Below are 23,199 nucleotides of genomic sequence, written 5' to 3' on the forward strand. Positions count from 1 at the left end.
TTAGATTCTTGCCCATCGATGTGCAAACAGTCCTGGGAGTACCCGCCGATGATCACCACCCGCAGCCGGATCCTGCGCGCCGCCGAGCGCGAACTGGGCCGGGACCCCGACCGCACCCTCGCCGCGATCGCCGACGCGGCCGGGGTGGCCCGCCGCACCCTGTACGGGCACTTCGCCGGGCGGGCCGCGCTGATCGAGGGGCTGGTCGGGGAGGCCGCGGAGGCGGTACGGCAGGCGCTCGCCGGCCCCGGCGCCCCGGTGGGCGACACGGCACGGGACGACCCGGCGACCGCGCTGGCCCGCTTCGTGTACGCCCTGTGGCCGGTCGGCGACCGCTACGGCACGCTGATCGCCCTCGCCCGCCGGGACCTGGGGCCCGACCGGACGAGCGAGCGGGTGGGGCTGCTGCTGGCCCCGGCCCGGGACACGCTGGCCGCGATCATCGCCCGCGGCCGGCGGGAGGGCGCCTTCCGGACCGGGCTGCCGGACGGGGTGCTCGGCGCGGCCGTCGAGGCGCATCTGCTGGCCCTCCTCGACTGCGTACGCCGCGGCACGTGGACCGACGACGGCACCGGTGCGGCCACGGCCGCGCTGATCACGGCGGGCGTCCCCGCGGACACGGCGGCGCGGACGGCCCACCGGGCGCGGGTCGGGCCGTAGGGGCTGTCTGACGATTCCCGTCTGCCGCGCGACGCCACGCACGCTCCCCCGGAGGGGGCACCCCCACTCGCCGCACCGGGCCCTGACCCGAGTACATCCAGTACGCGGATCTCGGGCCGGCACGCCGAGAGCACGCACCTGACGCCGCGCGGCCGCCCTTCGGGCGACGACGGGAATCGTCAGACAGCCCCTAAGGACGCGCGGGGCGGGGTCAGTCGGTCGTCGGCGGGGGTGCGGGGAGGGTGGGCGCCACCGAGTCGACGACGGTGCGGGCGCGGTCCTGGGGGACGCCGGCCGCGACGAGGGTGGCGACGGCGGCCCGCGTGCCGTCGTCCTCCAGCGCGCCGGTGTTGACCTGCTCCAGCAGGGCGACCGTCATCGCCTCCAGACCGGCGCTCAGCACGTCGGGCGGCAGATGGGCGGGGAAGGTGCCGTCGCGCTGGCCGCGCTCCAGGATGGCGGTGACCTCGGCACGGGCCGGCGAGAGGATCTCGGCCACGCGCTCCGCGCCCAGGTCGTGCCGGGCCAGCGCGAGCAGCATCCGGTAGCGGTCGCCGACGGGCCACATCAGCAGCAGGAAGTACGCGAGCGCGCGCTCGGCCGGCACCTCGGGCCCGGCCCCCTCCCCGGCCGACTCCATCGTGCTCCGCAGCACCTCCGAGGCCTCCTCGGCGAGGGCCTCCAGCAGCGCCGCGCGGCCCGGGAAGTGCCCGAAGAGGGTGCGCCGTACGACACCGGCGGCGCGCGCCAGTTCCTCCAGCGTGGTGTCCGGGTTCCGGCCGAGCTCCCGGCGGGCCGTGGCCAGGATGCGCGCCCGGTTGGAGCGCGCGTTGCGTCGCTGCGGCTCGCGGGCCACGGGCTTGGACACGGGAGAACCTCGGCGGATCAACGGGACGGCGGAGCGTCCATTCTGGCACGGAGGCCTCCCCCGGCCCGGCCGACGCCTCAGTCCCGCAGGCACCACTCGACGAACCGGGTGATGCTGGCGTCCACCCGGGCGTCCTCGTCCGCCACCGCCGCCGTGCAGAAGTAGCGGACCTCCTGGAAGTCCAGCTCCATCGCCTGGACGAGGCTGCGCAGACCGAGACCCTCGCACAGCCAGGCACGGGCGCCGTCGCTGTCGTCGAGGCGGTCGGGCACCAGGCCGTGTCCGGCCAGCAGGTCGGTCTTGCTGATGGCCACGGCCAGCCGCGAACGCTTCAGCGGGGCGCCCATCGCGGCCACCGCCTGGACCGACCGGCCGAAGACCTCCTCCGGGTCGACCGTCGAGGCGAGGGTGCGGTCCAGCAGCGGACCCGGCGCCGGTTCCAGCGAGGTCCAGAACGCCTTCACCGACATCGGGTCGAGGACGAACAGGAAGGTGCGCGCGGCCCGGGCGTAGCGCAGCGCGTCCGTCTCGTCGCGGTCGACGAACCGTTCGCCGGCCGTGTCGAAGAGATGCACCAGCCGTTCGGAGCGTCCGGAGCCGAGGACGAAGGAGTGCGCCCGCGGCAGCGCCTTCTGGGTGGCCCGGGTGTGGCCCTGCATCCGCAGGACCTCGCGCAGCACCTGGTAGTTGGCGTCCGAGTCGGCGTCGGCGAGCGTGAGCGCCGGTCCGCCGTCGGCCGCCGCGTTCTCCAGCGAGAGGAGCATTGCCGCCATCAACTGCGTCTTGCCCGCGGCCTGTCCGCCGATCAGCGGCAGCACCACCTCGGGCATGTGCCCGGCGTCCGCGTTCATCGGCTTCTCGCAGTGCGGGTGCACGCAGTACGCCTGGAGCCGGGCGTCCCTGCTCATCAGCATCAGCAGGGTCGGCATGCGCTGTCCGCACTCGCAGCGGCGCCGGAAGACGCCGTACGTGCCCGGGCGGATGTCCGCGTGCCGGCGCCGGCAGCTCGCGCGGGGGCAGTCGTACGCCGGGTAGGGGACGCGTTCGAAGCAGTGCGGGCAGAGCATGCCGGTGCGCAGCCGCTTCACCCACAGCACCGCCCGGTCGGCCGCCCGCAGGGTCCCGGCGACCGCCCGGGCGCCGCCCGTCAGGAGGACGAGCACGAGTGCGTGCAGGGCGAGCAGCAGGGCGAGCGGCGGCAGCGCGAGGACCGCGCCCAGACACAGGCCCAGGTAGAGCGTCACTCCGTACGGCACCGTGAACGCGCGGTGCCGTACCGGGGCCGTGAACTGCCGTGTGGTGACGGCCCGGAAGGAGTCGCCGGTCGTCCGCACGTACGACCGCCGCTCCAGTGTGAGGAGTTGGCGCAGGTCCCGGTAGCCCGGGCCGAAGAAGTAGTTGCGGTACGCCTTCACCGCCTCGTCCTGCGGGCGGTAGGGCGGCATCGTGCGGAACTCGGGGGTGCGCCGGTACAGGACGCCGGTCAGCAGGCGGATGTGACCCCACAGGAGTTCCATGGTCAGCGCGAGTCCCCGCAGCAGCACGATGGCCGGGACGACGACCAGGTAGGCGGTGAGCGCGGCGAGGTAGAGCACGGGTATGAGGACCCAGGCGACGATCTCGGCCACCGGACGTCACCGTCCCTTCTTGTCGCGCCGGGAACCGTCACCGCGGGAACCGTCGCCGGGGGACGTGCCCCTGCCGCGGCGGAACGGGCGTCGCACCTTCCCGGCCAGCCGCTGCGCGCCGCTGCGGCGGGCCTCGGCGCACTCCCGGTAGTAGTCGGCGAGTTGCGGGTGATGGGGGCGGACCAGGTGCTCCAGCCGCCCGACGTCGTCCGTCGGCCAGTACCTGCCGGTGTGCCCCCGGACGGTGTGGATGAGGTCCTGCTGGGCCTGGGAGAGCCGCCCGTCGGCCGTGGGCAGCGCGGCCACGGCGGCGACATGGCCGAGCAGGACGTCGCCGGGCCGTCCGGCGCCCGTGGCCGTCCGGCGTACGGCCTCCAGGTACTCCTCCGCGAGGGAGTGGCCGAACTCCGGGAGCTCCTCGCGGAGCCGGCGGACGTCGACGGGCAGGGCCAGCATGGCCGGCACCAGGCGGTGGCGCTTCAGCGCCTGCACCGCGGTCCAGGTGGCCGTGCCCGACACCGCGAACGCGCGGGCGAGTCCGACGGCCTCGCGTTCCGTGCGCAGCGCCCGGTCCAGCTCCAGGACGATTCGCACGCGTTCCCGTGCGGCCGGCGGCAGCCAGGCCATGCGGCCGGGCGAGGAGAGCGCCTCGCACAGCTCCAGGCAGGCCGCGAGCCCCTCCTCGTCGTCGATCCGCCGGCCGACCGCGCGGTCGAGCCACTCACCGACCGCCTCGTCCACCCGCCCAACGCCGTCCAGCCCGCGGACGATCCGCAGGGCCTCCTCGTGGGTCCAGGACCGTGAGGGGCGCCACAGGCCGCGCAGCAGTTCCGCGTCGGGCGAGGTCCGGCCGCGCACCTCGAGGATCGCGAACATGATCTCCACGGTGCGGGACGGTTCCCGTTCGGCCCGGGCCCGCCAGTGGTACTCCAGGAGCAGCGGGCGGTCCCGCAGGTCCCGCTCGCCGAGCAGTTCGGCGGGGAACTGCGCGAAGAGCTGCTCCTGTCCGTCCCGCGCCTCCAGGGCCTCCTGCACGGCCTCCGCGAGGGCCTCGCGCATCAGGGACATGCCGCCGACGAGTTCGACCACGTCCCGGCGCAGGCCGGGCCCGGGGGTGGCGGAGCCGAGCAGGGTGCGGGCGAGGGCGAGCGTCTCGCGCTCGACGAGGCCCGGTGCCGGGGCGAGGCGGGCGCCGAGCGCCCACAGCAGCAGCCGCACCCGCTGCCGGGCCGTGGTCGCCTCGTCGCCCAGCAGCCGTTCCCACAGGGCGGTGGCCCGTGCGCGTTCCGCCCGGTCGGTGATCGGCACCGGCGCGGCGGCGTCCTCCGCTCCGGTCATGTAGGCCCGCATCCGGGACTCGTGCAGCTTCCCCTCGATCTCCTGGTGGACGGCCGTGTCGCCGCCGGCCTTCGCGGCGTCGCTGAGCGCCGCGAGCTGCGCGTCGTCCAGGTTCCGGTGCTTGCGGTGCAGGTCGGCGGCGACGGCTGCCCGGCGCGGCCCCAGGTGGCCGGCGCCGGCCAGCCAGCCGATCACCGCACGGACGTCGGCGGCGGTGAGCGCGATGCCGCCCGAGGCCGCCGCCGCGGCGACCGGGGCGTGCCAGTCGGCCGGGGTCTCCTCGCCGCCGTGGGTGTAGTCCGCCGTCCAGGACCAGACGGGCCGGACGGAACCGACGCCGATCCGGGTCAGCAGCGGCACCAGGCCGGGGAGGTCCACCCGCGGGAAGCGGCCCCGGGAGAAGTCGAAGACGGTGTAGGCGGCCTCGTCGTCCGTCCCGAAGTCGAGCTGTGCCTCGGGCACCGTGCCGATCAGGTGCAGCCGGCTGCGGGCGGGGCGGAAGACGTAGGTGGCGAACGAGAGACGGCGGGCGAGCGGCGGCGGCAGCAGGTAGGACACGGCGGCGAACCAGTGCGCGATCCGGTCGGTCGATTCGTCGACGACGACCACCGAGCCGTGGTCGGTGAGCGCGGCGAACACGGCGGCCAGCAGCTCCGGCAGCCGCTCCGCGTGCGGGTGGGACCGGACGAAGTCGTGGACGGCGCGGGCGCCGAGCGGGCCGCGCGGGGGCGCCGCGAGCGCCGGGATCTCGGTGTCCGGGGACGGCGAACGGGTCCATGCCGGCGAGTCCCACAGCTCGATCCCGAGCAGCCCGCCGGCGGCCGCGGGGAAGTCGTCGCTGTGCAGGGCGTGGGCGAAGTAGTTGCCGAAGCGGCGGGCCGAGTCCCGGCCCACGTAGCGCACGCACAGCGCGGTGGCGGCGCGGCCCTGCCGGTCGTGGGGCCGGTAGCAGAGGTTGACCGGGCAGCGCGCGAGCAGCTCCGGGGTGTCCGACTCCACCATGGAGCGCGGCGGTTCGTATCCGGCGAGGGCCTCCACGGCGTGCCGGGTCTCGGCGCTGACGCCGGGGCTGACGGCGTTGAACTGGAACCCGGAGAAGCCGCTGAGACCGTGCTCGCAGGAGGTGTAGTAGAGCTGCTGGAAGCGGGCCCGGGGGCCGGGTGGCCGCCCGGTCGCGGCCCCGCCGGTCATCCGCGTCCCGCCTTCGGCACCGAACCGAACTCGGAGAGCAGCCACAGCAGCGGGTCGGCCACCCGGTACGGCTGGATGCCGGTGGGGGCGACCCGCGCCTCGGGCGTGGGGTTGCGGCCGAGGGCGGAGACGCCGAAGTAGCGGTAGCGGGTGTAGTGGTTGTCGAGGAGCTGGTCGATCTGGACACCGTCCCAGTCCTTGAGGAGCCGGCGCACCTCCTCGTGGACGCTGAGGCTGTCGCCCACGTCGAAGCGGTCGCCCGGCGGGGCGTAGTCGCGCAGCGGGCTGGCGGTGTCCAGTTGGTGCCAGAAGGCGTCCATCTTGGAGAAGACCACCGCGATCGGCGTGCCGATCTTCTGCGCGGCCCGGCCGCCGCGCGGCGCGAGCAGCAGGCTGGTGACGCGGGAGAGGACGTTGACGGGCGCGTCGAGTCCCTCGGTCCCCGGCAGCGGTGTGCCCGGCAGGGCGCCGGCCCGGGCGTCGGACATCTGGAGCGGGTCGAGGAGCAGGATGATGCCGTCGGCGCCGGTGAGGTAGCGGGTGTTGAGCTCCACACTCTCCCTGGAGCTGAAGTCCTCCCCGGCGGTGTCGAAGAAGGACAGGACGGTGTGCTGGGGGCGTTCGCCGAGGAAGGTGCGCCGGCCCAGGCTGAAGCGGAAGACCAGCGGGTCCACCCGGTTGAGGTTGGTGGAGGCCGTCTGGGTGCCGGGGAACATCTGGTTGTCGCGGTAGAGGCGGTCCTCGTAGTCGGAGCTGTAGCGGCGCATCGTCGCGTCGTCCAGGCCCATCAGGGCGGCGCCGAACGCCTCGCCCACCCTGTTGCGCATCTCGTGCAGCAGCACCGTCATGTAGACGGTCTTGCCGGACGCCTTGGCGCCGACCATGGCGATCAGGCGGTTGTCCACCCGGCCGAACTGGACGGGGAGTTCGGAGTGGCAGACCGGGCAGATCCGATACGTGGTCTCGCCTTCGCAGTCGGGGCACAGGGCCGTGGGCTTGCGGCCGTCGGCGGCGAAGTCCGGTCCGAGATCGTGGCTCGGGCGTGGGCCCCGGCGCTCGTCGAGCACCTGGTCGCGGCGGCGTGAGCACTGCTTCCCGGTGCGGCTGAGGCGGCTGTTGCAGCGGAAGCGGATCTCGCGGGGCGCGAAGCTCTCGTAGCAGTAGGGGCAGGTGAGTCGTCTGGCCATCACGTCACTCGCAGTCGGTGCAGCGCCGTCGGGCGGATGTCGACGGGCGTGTCGGTGGCGGCGTTCGCGTCCGCCGGGAAGCAGACCAGCCAGGAGGGGCCCCGGGTGGCGGGCAGCGGGAACTCCACGGTCAGCGGGGTTCCGGCGGGCAGTCGTTGTGCGGGCACCTCGTGCAGCACGGTGCCCTCGGCGGTACTGGTGGGGCGGAAGCGGCCGAGGCTGTGGACGATGCGCAGCGCCGGCAGGTCGCAGCCGGTCGGGGAGGTGAAGGCGACGGAGGCGATCCGGCCCTTGAGGCGCCGGCGCACACTCGGCTCGTACTCCACGACGGGTGCCTCGGCGGGGACGAGGAGGGAGGAGGCGCCCTCGCAGTCGGTGCCGGGGGCGGCGGCCAGGGCCTCGACGGTGAGGGTGACCGCGCCCCGGCCGACGGCCAGGTCGAGGCCGCCGTCGTGCTCGTAGACCCGGCGCCGGCAGAGCAGCTCTCCCTCCCTCGGGACGCCGCCGCTCGGACCGGCGCCGCCGGAGCCCGTCTCGCGGCGCCAGCGGACGCGGGCGCTGAGGGCGCCGTCGGGCCAGGCCCACAGGACGAGGAGGTGGTCGCCGCGCCGCAGGGCCTGGAGCTGTCCGACGGGGACGGCGAGGTGGTCCCGGGGGTCCGTGGAGGGATCGGCGGGGTCCTGCGCGGTGGTGCCGGGTGCGGGGCCGGGGGCGGCCGGGCCGGACGGGCTGCCGGCGGGGTCGGCGGCGCGGGTCGTGTGCGGGGCCGGCGGCGGCTCGGGGGCCGGCGGCGGTGGCTCCGCTGCCCGGCGGGGGCCCGGGACGGTGACGGTGGGTTCGGCCGCGGGCTCGGCGTCCGGGGCCTGCGGGCGGGAAGGCTCGTCGAGCGGGGGCCCGTGGGGCGGGGACGGGCGCGGCGGCGACGGCGCGTCCGTCGGCCGGGGGCCGTCCGTGGCGGTCCGCGGGGCGCCGGCGGCGGTCGTGGGCGTGGCGCGGTGCGTCGCCGGTTCGGGGTCCTCGGGCAGCGGGCGCCGGGGGCGCGGCTCCGGGTCCGGGTCCCGTACGGGCGGGTCGGAACGGTCCGCAGCCTGGTCGGGCACGAAGTACCGGTCGTCGGTCCGGGCCGGTGACGGCGCGGGGCCGTCGACGATGCGCAGGACGGGGAAATCGCGCAGGGCCAGCAGGCCCCGTACGACGGCGAGTTCGGGCAGATGGCTGCGGACCGTCAGGCCCTGGGCGGCCGGCAGGTCCTCGATCTCGGCGCGCCGGCCGGGCGTCGCGCACAGGCCGCCCGCCAGCAGGACGGTGTCCACCGCCGGGCCGGCCGCGGTCAGTTGCTCCGCGACGGCTTCCAGCGTCCGCTGCCGCAGGGGTGCCACCGCCCGTTCGAAGCCGGCCCGGTCCAGGGTCAGCCGGTGCCGGACGCCGGACGCGTCCTCGACGGTCTCCTCGGCCTCGTCCGAGGTGCCGAGCGCGCGCCGCAGCCGCTCCGCCGCCCGCAGCGGGTCCACCCCGTCCGGCAGCCGCCCGGCGAGCGCGTCGGCGAGGGCCGCGTCCCAGTCGTCGCCGCCGAGCCGGTGGCCGCTGGTCCGTACGAGGCGCACCGTGAGGTCGGGCGTGACGGCGAGGACGGTCAGCTCCAGCGTGGTGGCCCCCTGGTCGCAGACCAGCACCGTGCGGTCCACGCCCTCGTCGACCGCCCCGTAGTGCAGGGCCACCGCCACCGGGTCCGGCACGACCCGGGCGACGTCCAGCCCGGCGCTCTCGGCCGCGCGCCGCAGCTCGTCCTCCCGGCCGCCGGACGCCGGTATGCCGAGGACCGCCTGCGGGTCGGGTTCCGCCGCGGCGGCGGCCGTACCGGCCGGGGCCGGCCCGAACAGCAGGGGCAGCGCCCGCCGCGGCTCCAGGACGCCGTCCGCGCCGTCGAGCGCGGTGGCGGTCACCGTCGGCGCACCGTCGGGGCCGATCCGCCCGACGCGTCCGAAACGGTGCCCGAGGTCGATGCCGATCATGTTCCCTCGCTCTCCTCCCACGCCCGGGGCGCGGTCCCGCCGGCCGTGACGTCCGCCGTGACTCGGGCGGTGCCGTCGGCGGCGATCCCGGCCCGGATCCTGCTGCCGGGGTCCGGCCGGTGCTCCAGCAGGTGGCGCACGACGGCCGCCCGCACCTGTTCCAGTTCGTTGCGGATCTGCCGTCCTCCGTACGCCTGGTGCTCGGGGTCCGACATCCGCTCGGTGATCCACGGGTGCAGGGTGTCCGTGTCGGGGACCAGTTCGACGCGGTGCCGTTCGCGCACCGACTCGGTGAGCTGGGCGAGGAGCCGGTCGGCGATGCGGACGATGTGCTCGCGGCGCAGCATGTCGAAGACGACCACGCCGGGCTTGAGCCGCCCGTAGATCTCGGGCCTGCCGATCTGCCGGAACTTCTCCTCCACCGCCCGGGTGAAGTGCGCCTCCAGCTCGGCGTACGTGAGGTCGGCGTCGCGCTCGCTCAGCAGGTCCTGCACCGCCTCCGCCCCCGTGTTGGAGGTGAAGATGATCAGGCACTGGGAGAAGTACGCGGTCTGGCCGCGTCCGTCGGTGAGCCGGCCGTCCTCCAGGATCTGCAGGAACTTGTCCAGGACCTTGGGGTGGGCCTTCTCGATCTCGTCGAAGAGCAGCACGCTGAACGGCCGTTCCTGCACCCTGCGGGTCAGCTCGCCGCCCTGCTCGTGCCCGATGTAGCCCGGCGGTGCACCGGCGAGGCGTTCGGCGGCGTGCTCCTGCTGGTACTCGCTCATGTCGAACCGGGCGTACGCGCTCTGGTCGCCGAACATCAGCTCGGCGACCGACTTGGCCAGTTCGGTCTTGCCGACGCCGGTGGGCCCGACGAAGAAGAACGCGCCCCGGGGCCGCGCGTTGCCGGAGTTGCCGAAGTCGACGCCGACGAAGGCCGACTGGAGGGCCGACGCGACGGCGTTCACGGCCGTGTCCTGGCCGACGACCCGGGCTCCGAGGACCCCCGCGGCGCCGGCGACGGTGTCGCGGTCGAGCTGGGTCCACGGGTCGACGCTCACGTTGAGCCGGTGGAGCTCCAGGAGCTTGTCGGGCTTGCGCAGGGGCGCGTTGCGCAGCCACGAGGTCCGGGCGAGGGACTCGATGTCCCAGCCCGCCATGCCGTCGGTGGCGCCGACGAGGCCTTCGAGGTCGGCGCGCGAGGCGTCCTGCGCGCCGTTGAAGTGCCGGTGCAGCCAGGTCAGCCAGAGCCGGCGTTCGCTGGGGTCGGGCGGGCCGATGTGCAGGGCGGCGATCCGGGGGTCCTCCAGGTGGAACCAGCCGGGCAGGCGTCCGATGTCGCCCACCGCGCACAGGACGGCGTTGCGGGCGTGCGGGGCGGGTCCCGCGGCGGCGTGCGGGGTCACGGCGTCCGTCATCGCGGCGCGCAGCCGCAGATGACCGAGGTGCGAGTCGGGCTGTCCCGGGGGGAGCTGGTGGTCGACGTCCTCGAAGACGAAGGCCGTGGCCGCGTCGGGCGAGGCGGCCAGGCGGTGCACGGTGGCGACGACGTCGTCGAAGGTCCGGGGCCGCCCCGGCGTACGCGGGGACAGCAGCCGGTCCCGGCCGCGCTGCCGCTCGTCGCCGCGCCGGGTACGCGCGGCGGGGGCGTCGCCGTCGCGGGAGGCGCGGTCGTCGCGGGCACTCTCGCCCGGGCTCTCGCTCTCACCGCGGTTCTCCCAGGGGCGTGCCGCCCGGCCGTCCGACGGGGCGCCGGACGTGCCGCCCCGGGCCCCGGGGCCGGGGCGGGTGCCCTGGGGGTCGTTCGACGGGAGTCCCGCCACCAGGCGGTCGAAGCGTTCGGCGTGCCCCGGGACCGGGAAGGTGAGCCCGGCGACCGGGTCCCACCAGCCGACGACCTCCGCGCCGCGCAGCTCCAGCACTCCGGCGACCACCTCGCGGAAGGAGGCGGGCCGGTCCTCGAACCACCAGCGGTCCCGGATCTGCCCGTTCAGGATCACCTGGCGCCCGCGCCGCAGCTCCCAGCCGAGGGAGACCGCCCACAGCGGCATCATCCCGTCCGCGGCGGCCGGTTCCCCGTCCCGGCCGGCACCGTCCCGGTGCGCGGCACGCTCGGCGGGCGGCGGGCCGCCGACGCCGTTCGCCCGTTTCTCCCACCCGACCGTGCTCACCGGCTCCACGTCCATTCCTCCGCGCCGGGCAGCTGCCGGGCCTGCCGCGAGGGCGGCTTGCCCTGCCAGGTGAGTTCGCCGGGGACGAAGCCGTCCTGGCCGCCGACCGCCTCGTGCACCCGCTCCAGGAGGTCCTCCGTGCGGTCGCACACCGCGCCCTCGGGCGCCGGCTCCAGAGCCACGTCCGGCTCGCCGTCCACGTGGTAGACGAGCACGGGTGTGCCGCCGGTGTCCGTGGCGATCGTGGTCTCGTAGCTCGCACCGCTGGGCCGTTCGAAGCGCAGGACGAGGCGCTCGCCCTGGTCCTCGCCGCCGAGGAAGGCGAAGCCCTCGCCGAGCATGGCGTCCTGGAGCGCCTGCCCGAGGTCCATCCGCCGGGTGTGCGCGAGCTGGAGCTCGTCGAGCCGCGCCTCGGCCTCGGGGAGCAGTTCCTCCAGTGCGCCGACCGCCGCGAGGGCCTCGGTCGCCTGCCCCGCCGCGAGGGGCCCGGTGACGGCGCGCAGTGCTTCCTCGATCCGCCCGGCGAGGTCCGGGTCGGCGAGTTCGCGGGCGTCCTCGGCCGCGTCCTCGGCGGCTCGGCCCACGACGTCGAGCCGGTCGGCGGCCTCGGCGAGGGCGGCCGCCAGGCGCTCGCGTTCCGCCTCCGCCGCCGCCTCGTCCGCGGCGGCCTGCGCGGCGGCGCGTTCCTCGGCCTGCCGCCGTGCCTCCCGCACCTGCCGTTCGCGCTGCCGTTCCGCCTCGACGTGTCCCGCGGCGGTCGCGGCGTGCCGGGCCAGCGCGTGCTCCATCGTGCCGAGCAGCGCCTCGAAGCGGGTCCGGCCGTCCGGGCCGGCCGAGGCGCGCAGCCGGTCGAGCAGTTCCAGGCACCGCCGGCGGCCCTCCGCGTCGTGTTCCGCGGCGTCCGGGCCGATCTCGGCCAGCCTGCGTTCGAAGCCGGCCAGCACGGCGCCGGGGTCGGTGCCCGGGCCGGCGTCGTCCGCCCGCCGGTCCAGCAGGACGATGCGGCCGCGCAGTTCCTCGATCGCCCCGCCGAGCTGTCCGGCGTGGCCGATCCTGCCGCGCAGCGTCCGCAACTGCTGTTCCAGGGCGTCCAGTTCGTTGGGCGGGGCGCCGCTGCCGGACGTGCGGACGCGGACGAGGAGGTCCTGCACCTCGTCGAGGCGGCGGGCATCGGCGCCCGCCTGCTCCTGGCCGAGCCGGGAGGCGTGGGCCTGCTGTTCGGCGGCGCGCCGGGCCGCGAGTTCGTGGCGCCGGCGCTCGGCCTCGGCGCGTGCCCGTTCCCGGCGCGCGGCGGCCTCCCGGGCGCGCCTGGCGGCGAGTTCGGCGCGCTCCTCGGCGCGCTGGGCCTCGCGGCGGCGGCGTGCGGCCTGCTGTTCGCGGCGCCGCTGCTCCTCGCGCCGCCGGTAGGCGGGAGCGACCGTGACGGTGCTGTACTTCGGTGATCCGCTCATGCTTCCCTCCGTGCCTGGGTGTGCAGCACGAAGCCCCGCGCCGCGAGTTGTTCCTCGAGTCCCTCCCGGAATCCGGGGGTCGGTGGCACCCCGGCCCAGGAGAGCGATCCGTCGGCCTCCAGCGAGAGTTCGATGCCCGCGCCGGTGTCGGGCTCGTCGGTCAGGTGGGCGTAGCGGCCGGTGAGGGCGACGATGCGCTGGTTGGCCGAGCCGCGCCAGCGCAGGGCGGCGTGGCGGGCTGCGACGTAGGGGCCGTCGACGAGGAGGTCGAGGCGCCGCAGCAGGACCCGCCGTCCGGGGTCGCGGCGCAGGGTCTCGTGCCGGAATCCCGAGTACGCCATCGCGCTGAAGCCCGGCCTGCGCGCGCGTACCGCGTCGAGCAGTGCCGCGAGGGGGGCCGCCTGGCTGAAGGGCTCCCCGCCGGAGAGGGTGACGCCCTCGACGTCGGGCAGGGCGCAGAGCCAGTCGGCGAGTTCGTCCACGGTGTGGGCGGTGCCGCCCTCGAAGGGCAGGGTCTCGGCCGCCACGCAGCCGTGGCAGCGCAGGGGGCAGCCCTGCACCCAGATCACGGCGCGCTTTCCCGGGCCGAGGACGGTGCAGTGGTCGAGCCTGCGGGCCACGGAGAGCAGGGGCGTCTCGGTCATACCGTGTTCGTCTCCTCGTCCTTCGTCTCCTCGTCCGGGCGCCGGCTTCTCCCACCGGCCCGTTCGGCCAGGTCGCACCACGGGCACCAGGGCCGCTCCACGGTGTGCACGTGCCGGGGGTCCGTCCGGCATGCCCGCAGCCGCCCGGGAGCCGACTCGGCGGCCAGTGCCTCGGCCCAGGCCGGCGCGGTGGGACGTACGCCGCCGAACGCGGCGCGCAGCAGGTCCGCGATCCGGCGGGGCAGCAGGTCGACGGGCGGCGCCGTCCGGGGCAGCAGCACCGACGTGCGGTCGAGGAGGCGGCAGCGGCCGTGCAGGACGTTGTCGTCGTAGGAGCGGTATTCCGCGCCGTCCGCGGGATATCCGGCGAAGGGGTGCAGTCCGTCCATCAGCAGCTGGTGGACCAGCACGGCGAGCACGAAGTCGTCCGAGGTCCGCTGCGGCGGGGTGCCGGCGGGTGCGCCGATGCGTTCGGGCGCCAGGTAGCCGGGGGTGCCCATCCGGCCCGGGAAGAGTTCGCCGCCGTCCGTGAACTGCCAGGAGTCCACGTCGGCCATGCCGACCGCGCCTCGGTCGTCCACCCACAGGTTGTCGGGTTTGAGGTCGCCGACCACATAGCCCTCGGCGTGCAGGTCGGCCAGGAGGCGGGCGAGGGAGAGGGCGGCGGCCAGGGCGGTCGCCCAGGTGGCCCGGGGCAGCAGGGCGCGGCGGGCGGCCGGGGTCAGCAGGTGCGGGAAGGGCCGGTGGGCGTGGCGCATGTCGGGCATCACGTAGCCGTCGACGCCCTCGGCGCCCGGGCCGCCGGTGCGCACCCCCACCATCGGCCAGGCGACCCGTACCGGCGTCGCGGAGAGCAGCCGCACCGTGCGCGGCTCGCGGCGCTGGCGGACCAGCCGGGCTATGCGGCGGCGGTAGGCGGCCGGGTCGGGCGGGTCGGGGACGAGCTTGGCCACCAGGGGTCGCGCGTCGTCGACGCCGTACACGACGCCTTCCGAGCCGCTGCCGATGCGCTCGGTGAGCCGCCATTCGCGTCCGTTGCCGGACACCACGGTGAGGGCCATCGTCACCTCCCCTCGACCAGGGCGCACAGCACGGTCAGGTCGTCGCCGGTACGGGCCGCCCCGGGTCCGCAGAGCAGGGCTCGCAGGGGTGCGGCGTCCCCGCCGTTGGCGCGGAGGGTGGCGGCGAGCCCGCGGAAGAACCGCTCCGACGGCAACGGCCCGGCCTCCGGGGGCAGTCCGCGTACGGAGGGGTGGTCGAGGGTGAGCGCGGTGCAGCCGTCCGTGGCGAGGACGACCCCGCTGAGTTCCGGCTCCCACACCACGAACGTCCGGGCGCGCAGCGCGGCGCCGGGCGAGGAGAGGAACACCGGCCCCGGTCGCCGGGGTTCGGGCGGCGGCAGGACGAGGTGACAGCGCTCGGCGGGTTCCGGCTCCGGTTCCGCGTCCGTTTCCGCGTCCGGTTCCGCGGGGGCCGGGGCCGGCCGGGTGAGCAGGGTGCCGAAGCAGTCGCCGACCGAGACGAACGCCGCCCACGGCGGCCGGACGAGGGCGGCGGCCAGGGTGGCCGCGAGGGCGCCGGCGTCAACGGGCCGGGGGTCCGGCGGGTCCGCCCGGTGCGCGGCGGGTGCCGGGGCCGTCGCCGACAGGACGGCCGTGACCGACCGCAGGTACTCGGCGACCACCCGGGCGCCGGCCGCGGCGGTCCACCGGGTCCAGGTCTCCGGCGGGTCCCCCGCCTCGGGGGCGTCCTCGGCCAGCACCCGGCAGGCCGCGTCCACGGCGATGTGGGCGCCGAGGGCGCTGCGTTCGCGTCCGCCGGCGCCGTCCGCGACGGCGAGGACCGCGCTCTCGCCCAGGTCGACCGCCTTGAAGGCGTCCTGGCACCCCTGCCCCGCCGCCAGGTGGCCGGTGCCCTGGACGACGGCCCCCGCGACGATCACTGGTATCGCTCCTCGAGCAGTTGCAGACGCCGCTGCCGTTCCGCGAGGGCGGCGACCTGACCGTGGATCTCGTCGGCGGCCTGGTCCGGGTCGCTGCGGTCCGAGCTCTGGAACATCAGCTCGAGGATCCGCTCGAAGCCCTGCTCCTCGAGCATCAGCGTGGCCTTGGGCGCCAGGACCCGGAGGAGTTCCAGGTCGGCGCCGCGCACCCCGACGGCCTGGAACACGCACTCCCCGCGCTCCTCGCCGCGCCGCACCTTCGCCGCGGTGCCTGCCAGGGCCGCGGGGGCCATCCGCCGCCCGTCGGCGTCGCTCGGCGCACCGTCGGTCAGCACCCACAGGAACGGCCGCCGCACCTGGACGCGCTGGGCCTGGAGCGCCCGGTAGCGTTCCCGGGCGAGGTCGAGGGCCGTCTCGACGGCCTCCGTCATACGGGTGAGCCCGGACGCCTCCAGCCGGGGCGGGCGCATCCGGTCCACCGGCACGAAAAGCCGGTCCGCCGGGGTCTCCCCGGCCGGGACCAGCGCCTGGCGGGCCGGGTCGAAGACCCGCACCCGCGAGTCGAACGCGATCAGGCACACCTCCACGCGCGCGCGCAGTCTCGGCTCCGCCCTGACGCCGGCGAACCAGCGGTCCAGCGCGTCGTTGAGTTCGTCGATGCGGGGACTCCCCGCGGGCCGCCCCATGGAGGCGGACGTGTCGAGGAGCAGGACGACGGGCTGCCGCTCGTCGTAGCCCTCCGCGAGCCCGATGCCGTACTCACTCATCCGCGGACCACCCGTCCCCCGCCGCCGGCACGGCCCTGCGGGCGACGAGACCGGGCCGCCCGTCGTCGCGGCCCACGACGACCTCCGTCCCCGGGGGCATGTCCGGGGAATCCGGCCGCATGCGCAGCAGCACGCCTTCGACCAGTACGTACGCGTCGGGCGCCGGCCAGGTGACGATCCGGCCCGGCGCCCCGAGAGCCCACTCCCGCATCTCGCCGCTCATGCGCCCACGGTAGGTGACAGTTCGTCAACTGTCCCTGGCAGAACGGAAAACCGTGGTGTGTGCAACGTCTGACACCTCCTCGCGCCCCCGTGCGCGCCCCTGTGCCTCCTCGCGCGGACCGGGGCGCCCTTCCATTGGACCGGATCAGCCGGTCGGCCGCTGGTCGCGGGCCGGTCGGATCCTGGCCCGCACCCGTTCGACCACCGCCGCGGCCTCCGGCGTGCGCACCAGGAAGTGGACGTCCCACCGTGCCCCGCGCGCGAGTTCGGCCTCGAGGGCGGCCCACACGGCGGCGAGGCTGACGTGGTACGGCAGTCCCCCACGGCCCGATCCGAGCAGCGGGAAGCACACCGAGCGCAGCGGCGGGTCGTGCCGCTCGTGCTCCTCGGCCAGTACGGCCAGTGCCCGGGACGCGGCCCGGGTGACGTCGGCCGGCAGGACGTCGTAGTCGTTGGTGCCGGCCCGGGGCACGGCGACGGCGGCGTGGTAGATCCGCCGGAGGCCCTGCTCCGCCAGGGCTCCCGGGCCGGTGGGCACGACCGTGCCGGGCAGCACCGCGCGGCCCGCGGTGCCGTGCCGGCCGGCCCAGGCCCGCAGCTCGTCGCGCACCGGGTCGTCCAGGACCTCGCCGGTCACCCCGCGCACGGCGGCCGCCCGGCGCAGCGACGCGGCGACCGACGACTTGTACGACTCGGGCAGCGCGAAGTAGACGTTGGCCGGGGAGACGATCACGTCCACGTCGCGCAGCAGGTCGGCGGGGTGCATGTGGAGGGTGAGCCGTACGTCCCGGCCGGCGACGCGGGCCGTCACGCAGCGGTGGGTGCCGGTGGCGCCGTGCTCCCCGGCGCCGTCCGGCACGGCGGCTGTCCCGGCCGCCGCCTCGGTCATCAGCAGCACGACGTGCTCGGCGATCTGGCCGAGGACCATCACCTCGTGGTCCTTGCGGAACCGTTCGACGCTCACTCCGTACACCGCGGCCGCCCGGGCACGCCGGGAGGATGCGGGCCAGTCCCTGGTGCCCTGCGCCAGACCGAGGGTGTACTCGGCGGCGGTGCGCAGCGTGCCCGCGTCCAGGCGGGACACGGCGAGCCGCAGCAGCGCCTCGACGGCGGTGCCGGCGCCCGGGGGGCGGGCGGTGCCGGCGCCCACCGCCTCGGCGGCCGGCTCCAGCGCGGGCAGCGCGCGCCCGCGCAGCCGGACCAGCCCGACGCGCCTGACCTCCTTGAGGTCGCGGTGAAGTGACGCCTGGTCAGGAGCAGTCGATGCCATGGACTCACGATGGCACCAGGTGTCACACCCGGACAAGCGGGACGACCGGCCCCGGAACAGGGCGGGTCGTCCGTCCCTCGTCTCACTCCGTCGCGGTCCTCATGGCCGCCCCGGCCGTACCGGCCTGGAGATCTCGGACCGGAGCGGCGCGAGGAGTTCGTTCGCCCGGTCGATGCCCGCGTCGGAGCCGAGGTCGGCGATCCCGGCCTCGGGCAGGACCTCCAACGGTTTGCCGTCGCAGCCGGGGCAGTCGTCGAACCGGTCGTGGAAGAGCACCAGCGCCCGGCGGGGCCGGTTGCGCCGCGACTGCCAGACCAGGCCCACGATGTCCGGCGCCTGCGCCCGGATCTCGCTCGCCCAGCGTCTGGCCTGCGGGTAGTTGCGCTCGTCCTCCAGGAGTGCGGAGTCCTGGCAGACGGCGGCCAGGTCCCGTTCCTCGAGCAGCGAGACGAGACTGAGCTCGCACCGGGTCCGCAGGGCGCTCAACGACCGTCCCCGGACGGTGATCCAGGGGATGTACCGCATGCTGTACCGGGGGTCGAACGGCCGCGACCGCAGCACGCTCTCGGCCAGGGCCGTCGTCGGGTCGGCCGCGAGGTACAGGGAGTGGTACGGGTCGAGCACCGTGCCGTCGAAGCGGCTGCCCGCCCGGTGGTCGTGCACGTCGGCGAGGGTCGGGTTGAACTCGTCCGGCGCGTACCGGGACTTGTGCACCCGCCACAGCTCCGTGCCCGCCGGGACCACCTCGTGGTTGGGCCGCAGCTCCAGGGGCGTCGTGGGGAAGAAGCCGGTCATCAGTCCCCCTCCGCCAGTGCCGTGGCCGCGCCGACCAGCTCGCCGTCGGGCAGCCGGCCGAGGAGCGACGCAGGTGTCCCGCCCAGCCAGCTGTTGCCGCTGAGCCACCAGGCCGCGGCCCCCCAGGGGTCGATGTCGGCGAGGAGGACGCGGTTGACCTCGAGGACCACCTCGCAAGGGCTGCCGTCGCCCGCGCCGAACTGGAACTCCGGGTAGCGGTCGCCGCCCTGGGCGTCCGTCAGTCTGATCAGTTCGGGCGGCGGTGCCGTGCCGCCGCACCGGGTCCGCGCCTCGTCGGCGGAGAGGGCGGGGGCCCTGAGGAGCTGTTCCTGGGCGCCGTCGTCGGACCCGGCGGCTGCGGGCGACGGTGCCGGGATCACCAGGTGGGCCAGCAGCTCGCGTGCCCCGGTCACCGTGGCCGGTCCGGGCGGCGCCGCGACCAGGCGCAGGGGGTCCAGCGCGGCGCGCACCGGGTGGTCCAGGGGCAGCGGCAGCAGCGCGAGCTGCACGCCCCGCACCGCCTTGAGGACCGCCCTCCTGTCGTCGGACGCCGCGTCGGCGAGCGCCGCCAGCCTGGTGAGCAGTTCCGCGTACTGCTCGTCGTCGAGGCCTTCCCGGACGGTGTCCCGGTGCTCGCCGATCAGGGCGAGCAGCCTTTCCGCTCCCCCGCCGCGGCCCTCGCCCGTGCCGTCGTCGTTCACGCGTCCCTCCCTTCCGTCGTGCCGTCGGTCGTGCTGCCCGTCGTGCCGTCCGGCTCCCGCGCCGGGCGCCGGACGCCGCGCGCCCGTCCGTACGGTGCCGGTCCGTCAGGGCGTCACTATGCCGACCCGTCAGGGCGTCCGGTGGCCGTTCCGCCCGTTTCCCGTGCCCGGCGCCCGGAATCCGCCCGGGTGCTGCCCAGATCGGCGCGCATCTCGCGCCGCATCTCCCGCAGCCGTTCCCACAGCGCGTCGATGCCCGCCTGCACGGCGGCCGGCGAGTCCCCCGGCCGCGGTACACCGTCGTCCAGGCGCCGGATCATGCCGTACACGGCGCCCAGGTCGCGGCTGACGTCCCCCGCGTGCGCGAGCACCCGCTGCGGCAGCCGCATCTGCGCCTCCGCGTACACGTCCCGGTACTGGTCGCGCGCCCCGGTCAGCCGCTGCCGCGCGGCGGACAGTTCCCCGGCGCGGCCCAGGGCGTGCAACTGGTCGGTGAGCGCGGCGAGATACTGCCGGCCGGCGGTGTTGAGCGCGACGTAGCAGGACCGCAGCTCCTGGGTCTGGCTGCGCCGCTCCCGCAGTTCCTCGGCGCGTTCCAGCTCACGCTGCCGGCTGCGGTCCGCCGCCCGCTGGGTCAGCAGCGCGGACAGCAGGGTTCCGACGACTCCCACGACCGCGGCGACCGGCGCGGTCACATCCCCGAGGTCCACGGCGCCTCCTCCCTCGATCTGCTCCGGCACCAGCGAAGCACCGGGTCACCCGCCCGGTGAACCCCGGGCCCGGACGACGACCGGTGTTCGCCCCGCCGCCGACCGCCCGGGCACCGCGGCCGGGCCCACGCGCGGGCGGCGGGACAGGGCGCGTCCTGGCCGATTTCCGGTCGTCTCACGGAAGTCGGCCTCATCGCCGTACCGGACGGCGTGCGGTCGCGCCATCATGAGGTCACGGGGGCCGGTGAGCCGGCGGGTACGGATGCCGCGGCGGACAGGGGGCGCGCGAACATGGTGGACGACGAGGCGGACGGGGGCGTCCGGGGGCTGCGGCTCTGGGCGGACGACGTGATCGGGCGCACCGCCCGGTTGATCGCCCGGTCGGGCGACGCGACGGTGACCCCGGCGGACTACGACGGCCTCGTGGCCGAACTGACCGCACTGCGCGACCTCCTGGACCACGACCGGCCGCTCCTCGGCGTGGTCACCGTGCGGCTCGGCCTGCTGCTCGCCTTCCGGTACGCCACCGGGAAGGGCACCGCGGAGGACCGCGAGCGTGCGCAGCGCCTGCTGACCGAGGCACGGGACCCCTCGACGCCCGCGGGCGAGGCGGTGACGGAACAGGACCGGCGGATGACGGCGTTGCTCCTGCTGATGGTGTCGGACTCGTCGATGCCCGTGGGCCCGCCGGGGACGGCACCGGATCTCTGGCACGTCTTCGACCGGGCGCAGCGGACGGGGCCGGGGGCCGCGGCCGAGGAGGGGGCGCGGCTCGCCGCGCTGGCCGCGGAGGCCGCGGAGGCCGCCGAAGCCGGGCAGCTTCCGGTGTCACCGGAGTTGCTGGAACAGCTCACGCTGATGCGGAACCTGCTCACCCATCCGGCACTGACCGACCTGTCCGACCCGGAGGCGCTGCTGGCCATGCTGCCCGACGGCTTCCCGTTCGCCGATCAGCTCCGGATGCTGCTCGAGCTGGCCAAGGACCTGCCCGAGACACCACCGGCGGCCACGACCACGCCGGCCGGCTCCCGCACCGACGGCGATGCCGGCGCCGGTGAGGACGACGACACGGTCACCGGCTCCTGGCTGGCCGCGATGCTCGGCACCACGGACGCCCTGCGCACGGGCGACCCCGAGCAGGTCAGCCGCTTGCTCCGGCGGCTCGGCGCGGACCTGGACCGCCTGCCGGAGGGCCACGACCGGGCACCCGAGATCGAGCACCTGATGCGTCTGGTGCTGCAGACGGGGATGCCGCTGAGCGGCAGCCACCAGGACACGGACGTCGCCCGCGGCCACGCGCGGCGGGTCACCGAGCACCTCGAGCGGCAGGCCGCCGCCGATCCCGCCGCCTCCGGGCTCCTGACCGGCAACCGGGCGCTGGAGCTGCTCGGCCGGGTGCGCGAGGCCGAGGAGACGGAGTCCCCGGAGGATCTGCCGGCGCTGGTGGCGGAACTCGAGTCCCTGGAGCGGTCCCTGCCGGACGGCGATCCCTTCCGTCCGATGGTGCGGCTGGCCCTGGGCAACGCGCTGACCAGCCTCGGCGCGTACACCCAGGACACGGAGGCGCTCCAGCGCGGGTTCGCCGAGCAGGAGGAGGCGCTGGCCGCCATGAGCGCCGCGTCCCTCGGCGTCCCGGAAGCGCTGGCCGATGCGCTCAAGGACACGTTCCGCACCGCCCGGGCCGTCGTGGGCGGCACCCCGGACCTGATGCCGCGGTACACCCCGCCCGGCGCGGACGCCTCCACGGAGACCCGCTACCTCGCCGCCCTGTCGGCGTCGATGCGGCACACGGTGACCCGGGACCCGGCCGACCTGGACGCCGCCATCGACGAACTGCGGCGGGTCCGCGACCGGGTCCGGCAGGGGCGGTCCCCGCAGGTCGCCGCCCCCGCCCTGTGGCAGCTCGCGGAGTGCCACCGGCTGCGCCTCGAGCGCACCCGCGACCCCGCGGACCGCGACGCCGCCACGGACGCGGCGCTGGAGTCCCTCCAGGCGCTCGCCGGTGACGTCGTCCTCCAGGACGGCCCCGACCACGGACTGCTCGCCGCCCGGTCCGGAGCCGACCGGGGCATCCGGGCCGCGATCTGGGCGGCTTCGCAGGGCCGGGTCGAGGAGGCCGTGGCCGCGCTGGAGCTGGGCCGGGCCCTGGTGCTGCAGGCGGCGTCCACCTCGCGGGCCGTGCCCGAACTGCTGGAGTCCCGCGGCCATCATGACCTGGCCCGGGAGTGGCGGGCGGCGGGCAGCGCACCCGGCGGACGGTCCGACGCGCTCCCCCGCGAACTGCCCAGCTCGCTGCGCCGCCGCGCGCTGGAGGCCCTCGGCCACCGGGAGCCGGGCGGCGTCCTGTTCCGCACGCCCACGGTCGAGGAGCTCAAGGCCGGTGTCGCGGAGGGCGACGCGGACGCGCTGGTCTACCTGCTGGAGGGCGAGGGAACCCTGCCGGGCATGGCCATCGTGGTGGGCCCCGACATCGGCACCGGCGTACGGGCCATGCCGCTGCTCTCCGGCGAGCACAGCGGGCCCCTGGAGCGCTACATCGACGCCGTGACCCGGCACCAGGCGAGCCCTGGGGACGCCGAGGCCGCATCGGCGTGGGAGGACGCCCTCGCCGAGCTGTGCGACTGGGCGACCGGGGCGATGGTCGTGCCCGTCATGAGCGGCGTCGCGGAACGGCTCGCCGCCAACGAGGACCGGCGCAAGGGCCGCCCGGGGCCGCCCAGGATCGTGCTGGTGCCGTGCGGGCGCCTCGGCATCGTGCCGTGGCACGCGGCGCGGTTCCCCGACGAGGCACCGCACGCGTACGCGTGCCAGGCGATCGTGTTCAGCTACGCGGCGTCCGGGCGGCAGTTCCTGGACACGGTCCGCCGCGCCCGGCGGGCCCCCGGCGCGGACCCCGTGCTGGTGGCGGACCCGAGCCTGAGCCTGCCGTACGCCGACCTGGAGGTGACCGCGCTCCAGCGGTCCGTGTATCCCGGGGCGCGGCTGTACGGGGAGCTGTACGAACCGCCGGCCGAGCCGGAGGGCGCCGGCACCCCGGACGACCTCCTCGACGTGCTCGCCGGTACGCCGTCGCTGCTGCACGTCGCCTGCCACGGCTCGGCCGGCCCGAGCCCGACGGCGTCCGCGCTGCAACTGGCGCATCCGGAGGACCGTACGGGCGGCGCCGCCGGACCGGGCCCCGGCCTGCTGACGGTCGCCCGGCTGCTGGGCCGCCGGCCGGGCGGACGAGGCCCCTCGGACGGCGCGGACGCCCCGGGCGGCCCGCTGATCGTGCTCAGTGCGTGCGAGACGGACCTGAGCCGGCGCGACCACGACGAGGCGCTGACCCTGACGACCGCGTTCGTGGCGGGCGGCGCACGGGACGTGGTGGGCTCGCGCTGGGCCACCCGCGACTCGGCCTCGGCGCTGATGATGGCCGTGTTCCACCACCACGTGGCGGTCGAGGGACGCAGCCCGGTCGACGCGCTCAGGGCCGCGCAGATGTGGATGCTCGACCCGCACCGCACGGCCCCGGAGTCGCTCGGCGGCGCCCTGCTCGACGAGTTGGCCAAGGGCCCGGTGCTGGACCGTCCGGCGGCCTGGGCGGCCTTCATCCACCAGGGCCACCCGGGCCCCGGCGCCCCGCGCGCCACCCGGGTCACCGGCTGAGCGCGGGCCGCG

General features: G+C 76.0%; 18 protein-coding genes. 2 read left to right on the forward strand and 16 right to left on the reverse strand.

The window, feature by feature from the left end; translation table 11 throughout:
* The first annotated feature begins 48 nt into the window (after positions 1-48).
* Positions 49-660, forward strand: a complete 612-nt coding sequence (locus AB0E77_RS28665) for a TetR family transcriptional regulator (protein WP_361576049.1) — start codon at positions 49-51, stop codon at positions 658-660.
* A gap of 211 nt (positions 661-871) precedes the next feature.
* Here AB0E77_RS28665 and AB0E77_RS28670 read toward each other — a convergent pair whose 3' ends face one another.
* From AB0E77_RS28670 to AB0E77_RS28745, 16 genes are all read right to left on the reverse strand, one after another.
* Complete coding sequence (locus AB0E77_RS28670) at positions 872-1,528, reverse strand: TetR/AcrR family transcriptional regulator (RefSeq protein ID WP_361576052.1); 657 nt, start codon at positions 1,526-1,528, stop codon at positions 872-874.
* A 77-nt stretch (positions 1,529-1,605) separates the two neighbouring features.
* Positions 1,606-3,156, reverse strand: a complete 1,551-nt coding sequence (locus tag AB0E77_RS28675; protein WP_361576055.1) for a hypothetical protein — start codon at positions 3,154-3,156, stop codon at positions 1,606-1,608.
* Between the two features lie 6 nt (positions 3,157-3,162).
* Positions 3,163-5,685: a GTPase-associated protein 1-related protein gene (locus AB0E77_RS28680; protein ID WP_361576058.1), complete on the reverse strand. Its 2,523-nt coding sequence runs from the start codon at positions 5,683-5,685 to the stop codon at positions 3,163-3,165.
* The gene (locus tag AB0E77_RS28685) at positions 5,682-6,872 is read right to left on the reverse strand and encodes a hypothetical protein (RefSeq protein WP_361576061.1); all 1,191 of its coding nucleotides are present in this window, start codon (positions 6,870-6,872) and stop codon (positions 5,682-5,684) included. Before AB0E77_RS28685 ends, AB0E77_RS28680 begins: the two co-directional genes overlap by 4 nt.
* Positions 6,872-8,884, reverse strand: a complete 2,013-nt coding sequence (locus tag AB0E77_RS28690) for an Hsp70 family protein (protein WP_361576064.1) — start codon at positions 8,882-8,884, stop codon at positions 6,872-6,874. Before AB0E77_RS28690 ends, AB0E77_RS28685 begins: the two co-directional genes overlap by 1 nt.
* The gene (locus AB0E77_RS28695) at positions 8,881-11,037 is read right to left on the reverse strand and encodes an AAA family ATPase (protein WP_361576067.1); all 2,157 of its coding nucleotides are present in this window, start codon (positions 11,035-11,037) and stop codon (positions 8,881-8,883) included. Before AB0E77_RS28695 ends, AB0E77_RS28690 begins: the two co-directional genes overlap by 4 nt.
* On the reverse strand, positions 11,034-12,488 hold the full coding sequence (locus AB0E77_RS28700; protein ID WP_361576070.1) for a hypothetical protein: 1,455 nt from the start codon (positions 12,486-12,488) through the stop codon (positions 11,034-11,036). Before AB0E77_RS28700 ends, AB0E77_RS28695 begins: the two co-directional genes overlap by 4 nt.
* Positions 12,485-13,132, reverse strand: a complete 648-nt coding sequence (locus tag AB0E77_RS28705) for a 4Fe-4S single cluster domain-containing protein (protein WP_361576073.1) — start codon at positions 13,130-13,132, stop codon at positions 12,485-12,487. The genes AB0E77_RS28700 and AB0E77_RS28705 overlap by 4 nt, the downstream gene beginning before the upstream one ends.
* Entirely contained in the window at positions 13,129-14,193 is a 1,065-nt protein-coding gene (locus tag AB0E77_RS28710) for a hypothetical protein (protein ID WP_361576076.1), read from the reverse strand. Before AB0E77_RS28710 ends, AB0E77_RS28705 begins: the two co-directional genes overlap by 4 nt.
* Positions 14,194-14,195: 2 nt before the next feature.
* A complete protein-coding gene (locus tag AB0E77_RS28715) occupies positions 14,196-15,074 on the reverse strand; it encodes a protein phosphatase 2C domain-containing protein (protein ID WP_361576079.1) in 879 nt (292 codons plus the stop codon).
* Positions 15,071-15,841 carry a hypothetical protein gene (locus AB0E77_RS28720; protein WP_361576082.1) on the reverse strand — a complete coding sequence of 257 codons (771 nt, stop codon included), beginning with the start codon at positions 15,839-15,841 and terminating at the stop codon, positions 15,071-15,073. The genes AB0E77_RS28715 and AB0E77_RS28720 overlap by 4 nt, the downstream gene beginning before the upstream one ends.
* Positions 15,834-16,064, reverse strand: a complete 231-nt coding sequence (locus AB0E77_RS28725; RefSeq protein ID WP_361576085.1) for a hypothetical protein — start codon at positions 16,062-16,064, stop codon at positions 15,834-15,836. The genes AB0E77_RS28720 and AB0E77_RS28725 overlap by 8 nt, the downstream gene beginning before the upstream one ends.
* Positions 16,065-16,208: 144 nt before the next feature.
* A complete protein-coding gene (locus tag AB0E77_RS28730; RefSeq protein WP_361576087.1) occupies positions 16,209-17,333 on the reverse strand; it encodes a hypothetical protein in 1,125 nt (374 codons plus the stop codon).
* A gap of 99 nt (positions 17,334-17,432) precedes the next feature.
* Positions 17,433-18,128 (reverse strand): RES family NAD+ phosphorylase, encoded by a 696-nt coding sequence (locus tag AB0E77_RS28735; protein WP_361576090.1) that lies wholly within the window; start codon positions 18,126-18,128, stop codon positions 17,433-17,435.
* Positions 18,128-18,829, reverse strand: a complete 702-nt coding sequence (locus AB0E77_RS28740; protein ID WP_361576093.1) for a hypothetical protein — start codon at positions 18,827-18,829, stop codon at positions 18,128-18,130. Before AB0E77_RS28740 ends, AB0E77_RS28735 begins: the two co-directional genes overlap by 1 nt.
* A 116-nt stretch (positions 18,830-18,945) precedes the next feature.
* On the reverse strand, positions 18,946-19,539 hold the full coding sequence (locus tag AB0E77_RS28745; protein ID WP_361576096.1) for a hypothetical protein: 594 nt from the start codon (positions 19,537-19,539) through the stop codon (positions 18,946-18,948).
* A 291-nt stretch (positions 19,540-19,830) separates the two neighbouring features.
* On the opposite strand from AB0E77_RS28745, the gene AB0E77_RS28750 reads away from it, so the two are divergent.
* A complete protein-coding gene (locus AB0E77_RS28750) occupies positions 19,831-23,187 on the forward strand; it encodes a CHAT domain-containing protein (RefSeq protein WP_361576099.1) in 3,357 nt (1,118 codons plus the stop codon).
* Positions 23,188-23,199 lie beyond the last annotated feature (12 nt).

Source organism: Streptomyces sp. NPDC032940 (assembly GCF_040636935.1).
Lineage (GTDB): Bacteria > Actinomycetota > Actinomycetes > Streptomycetales > Streptomycetaceae > Streptomyces.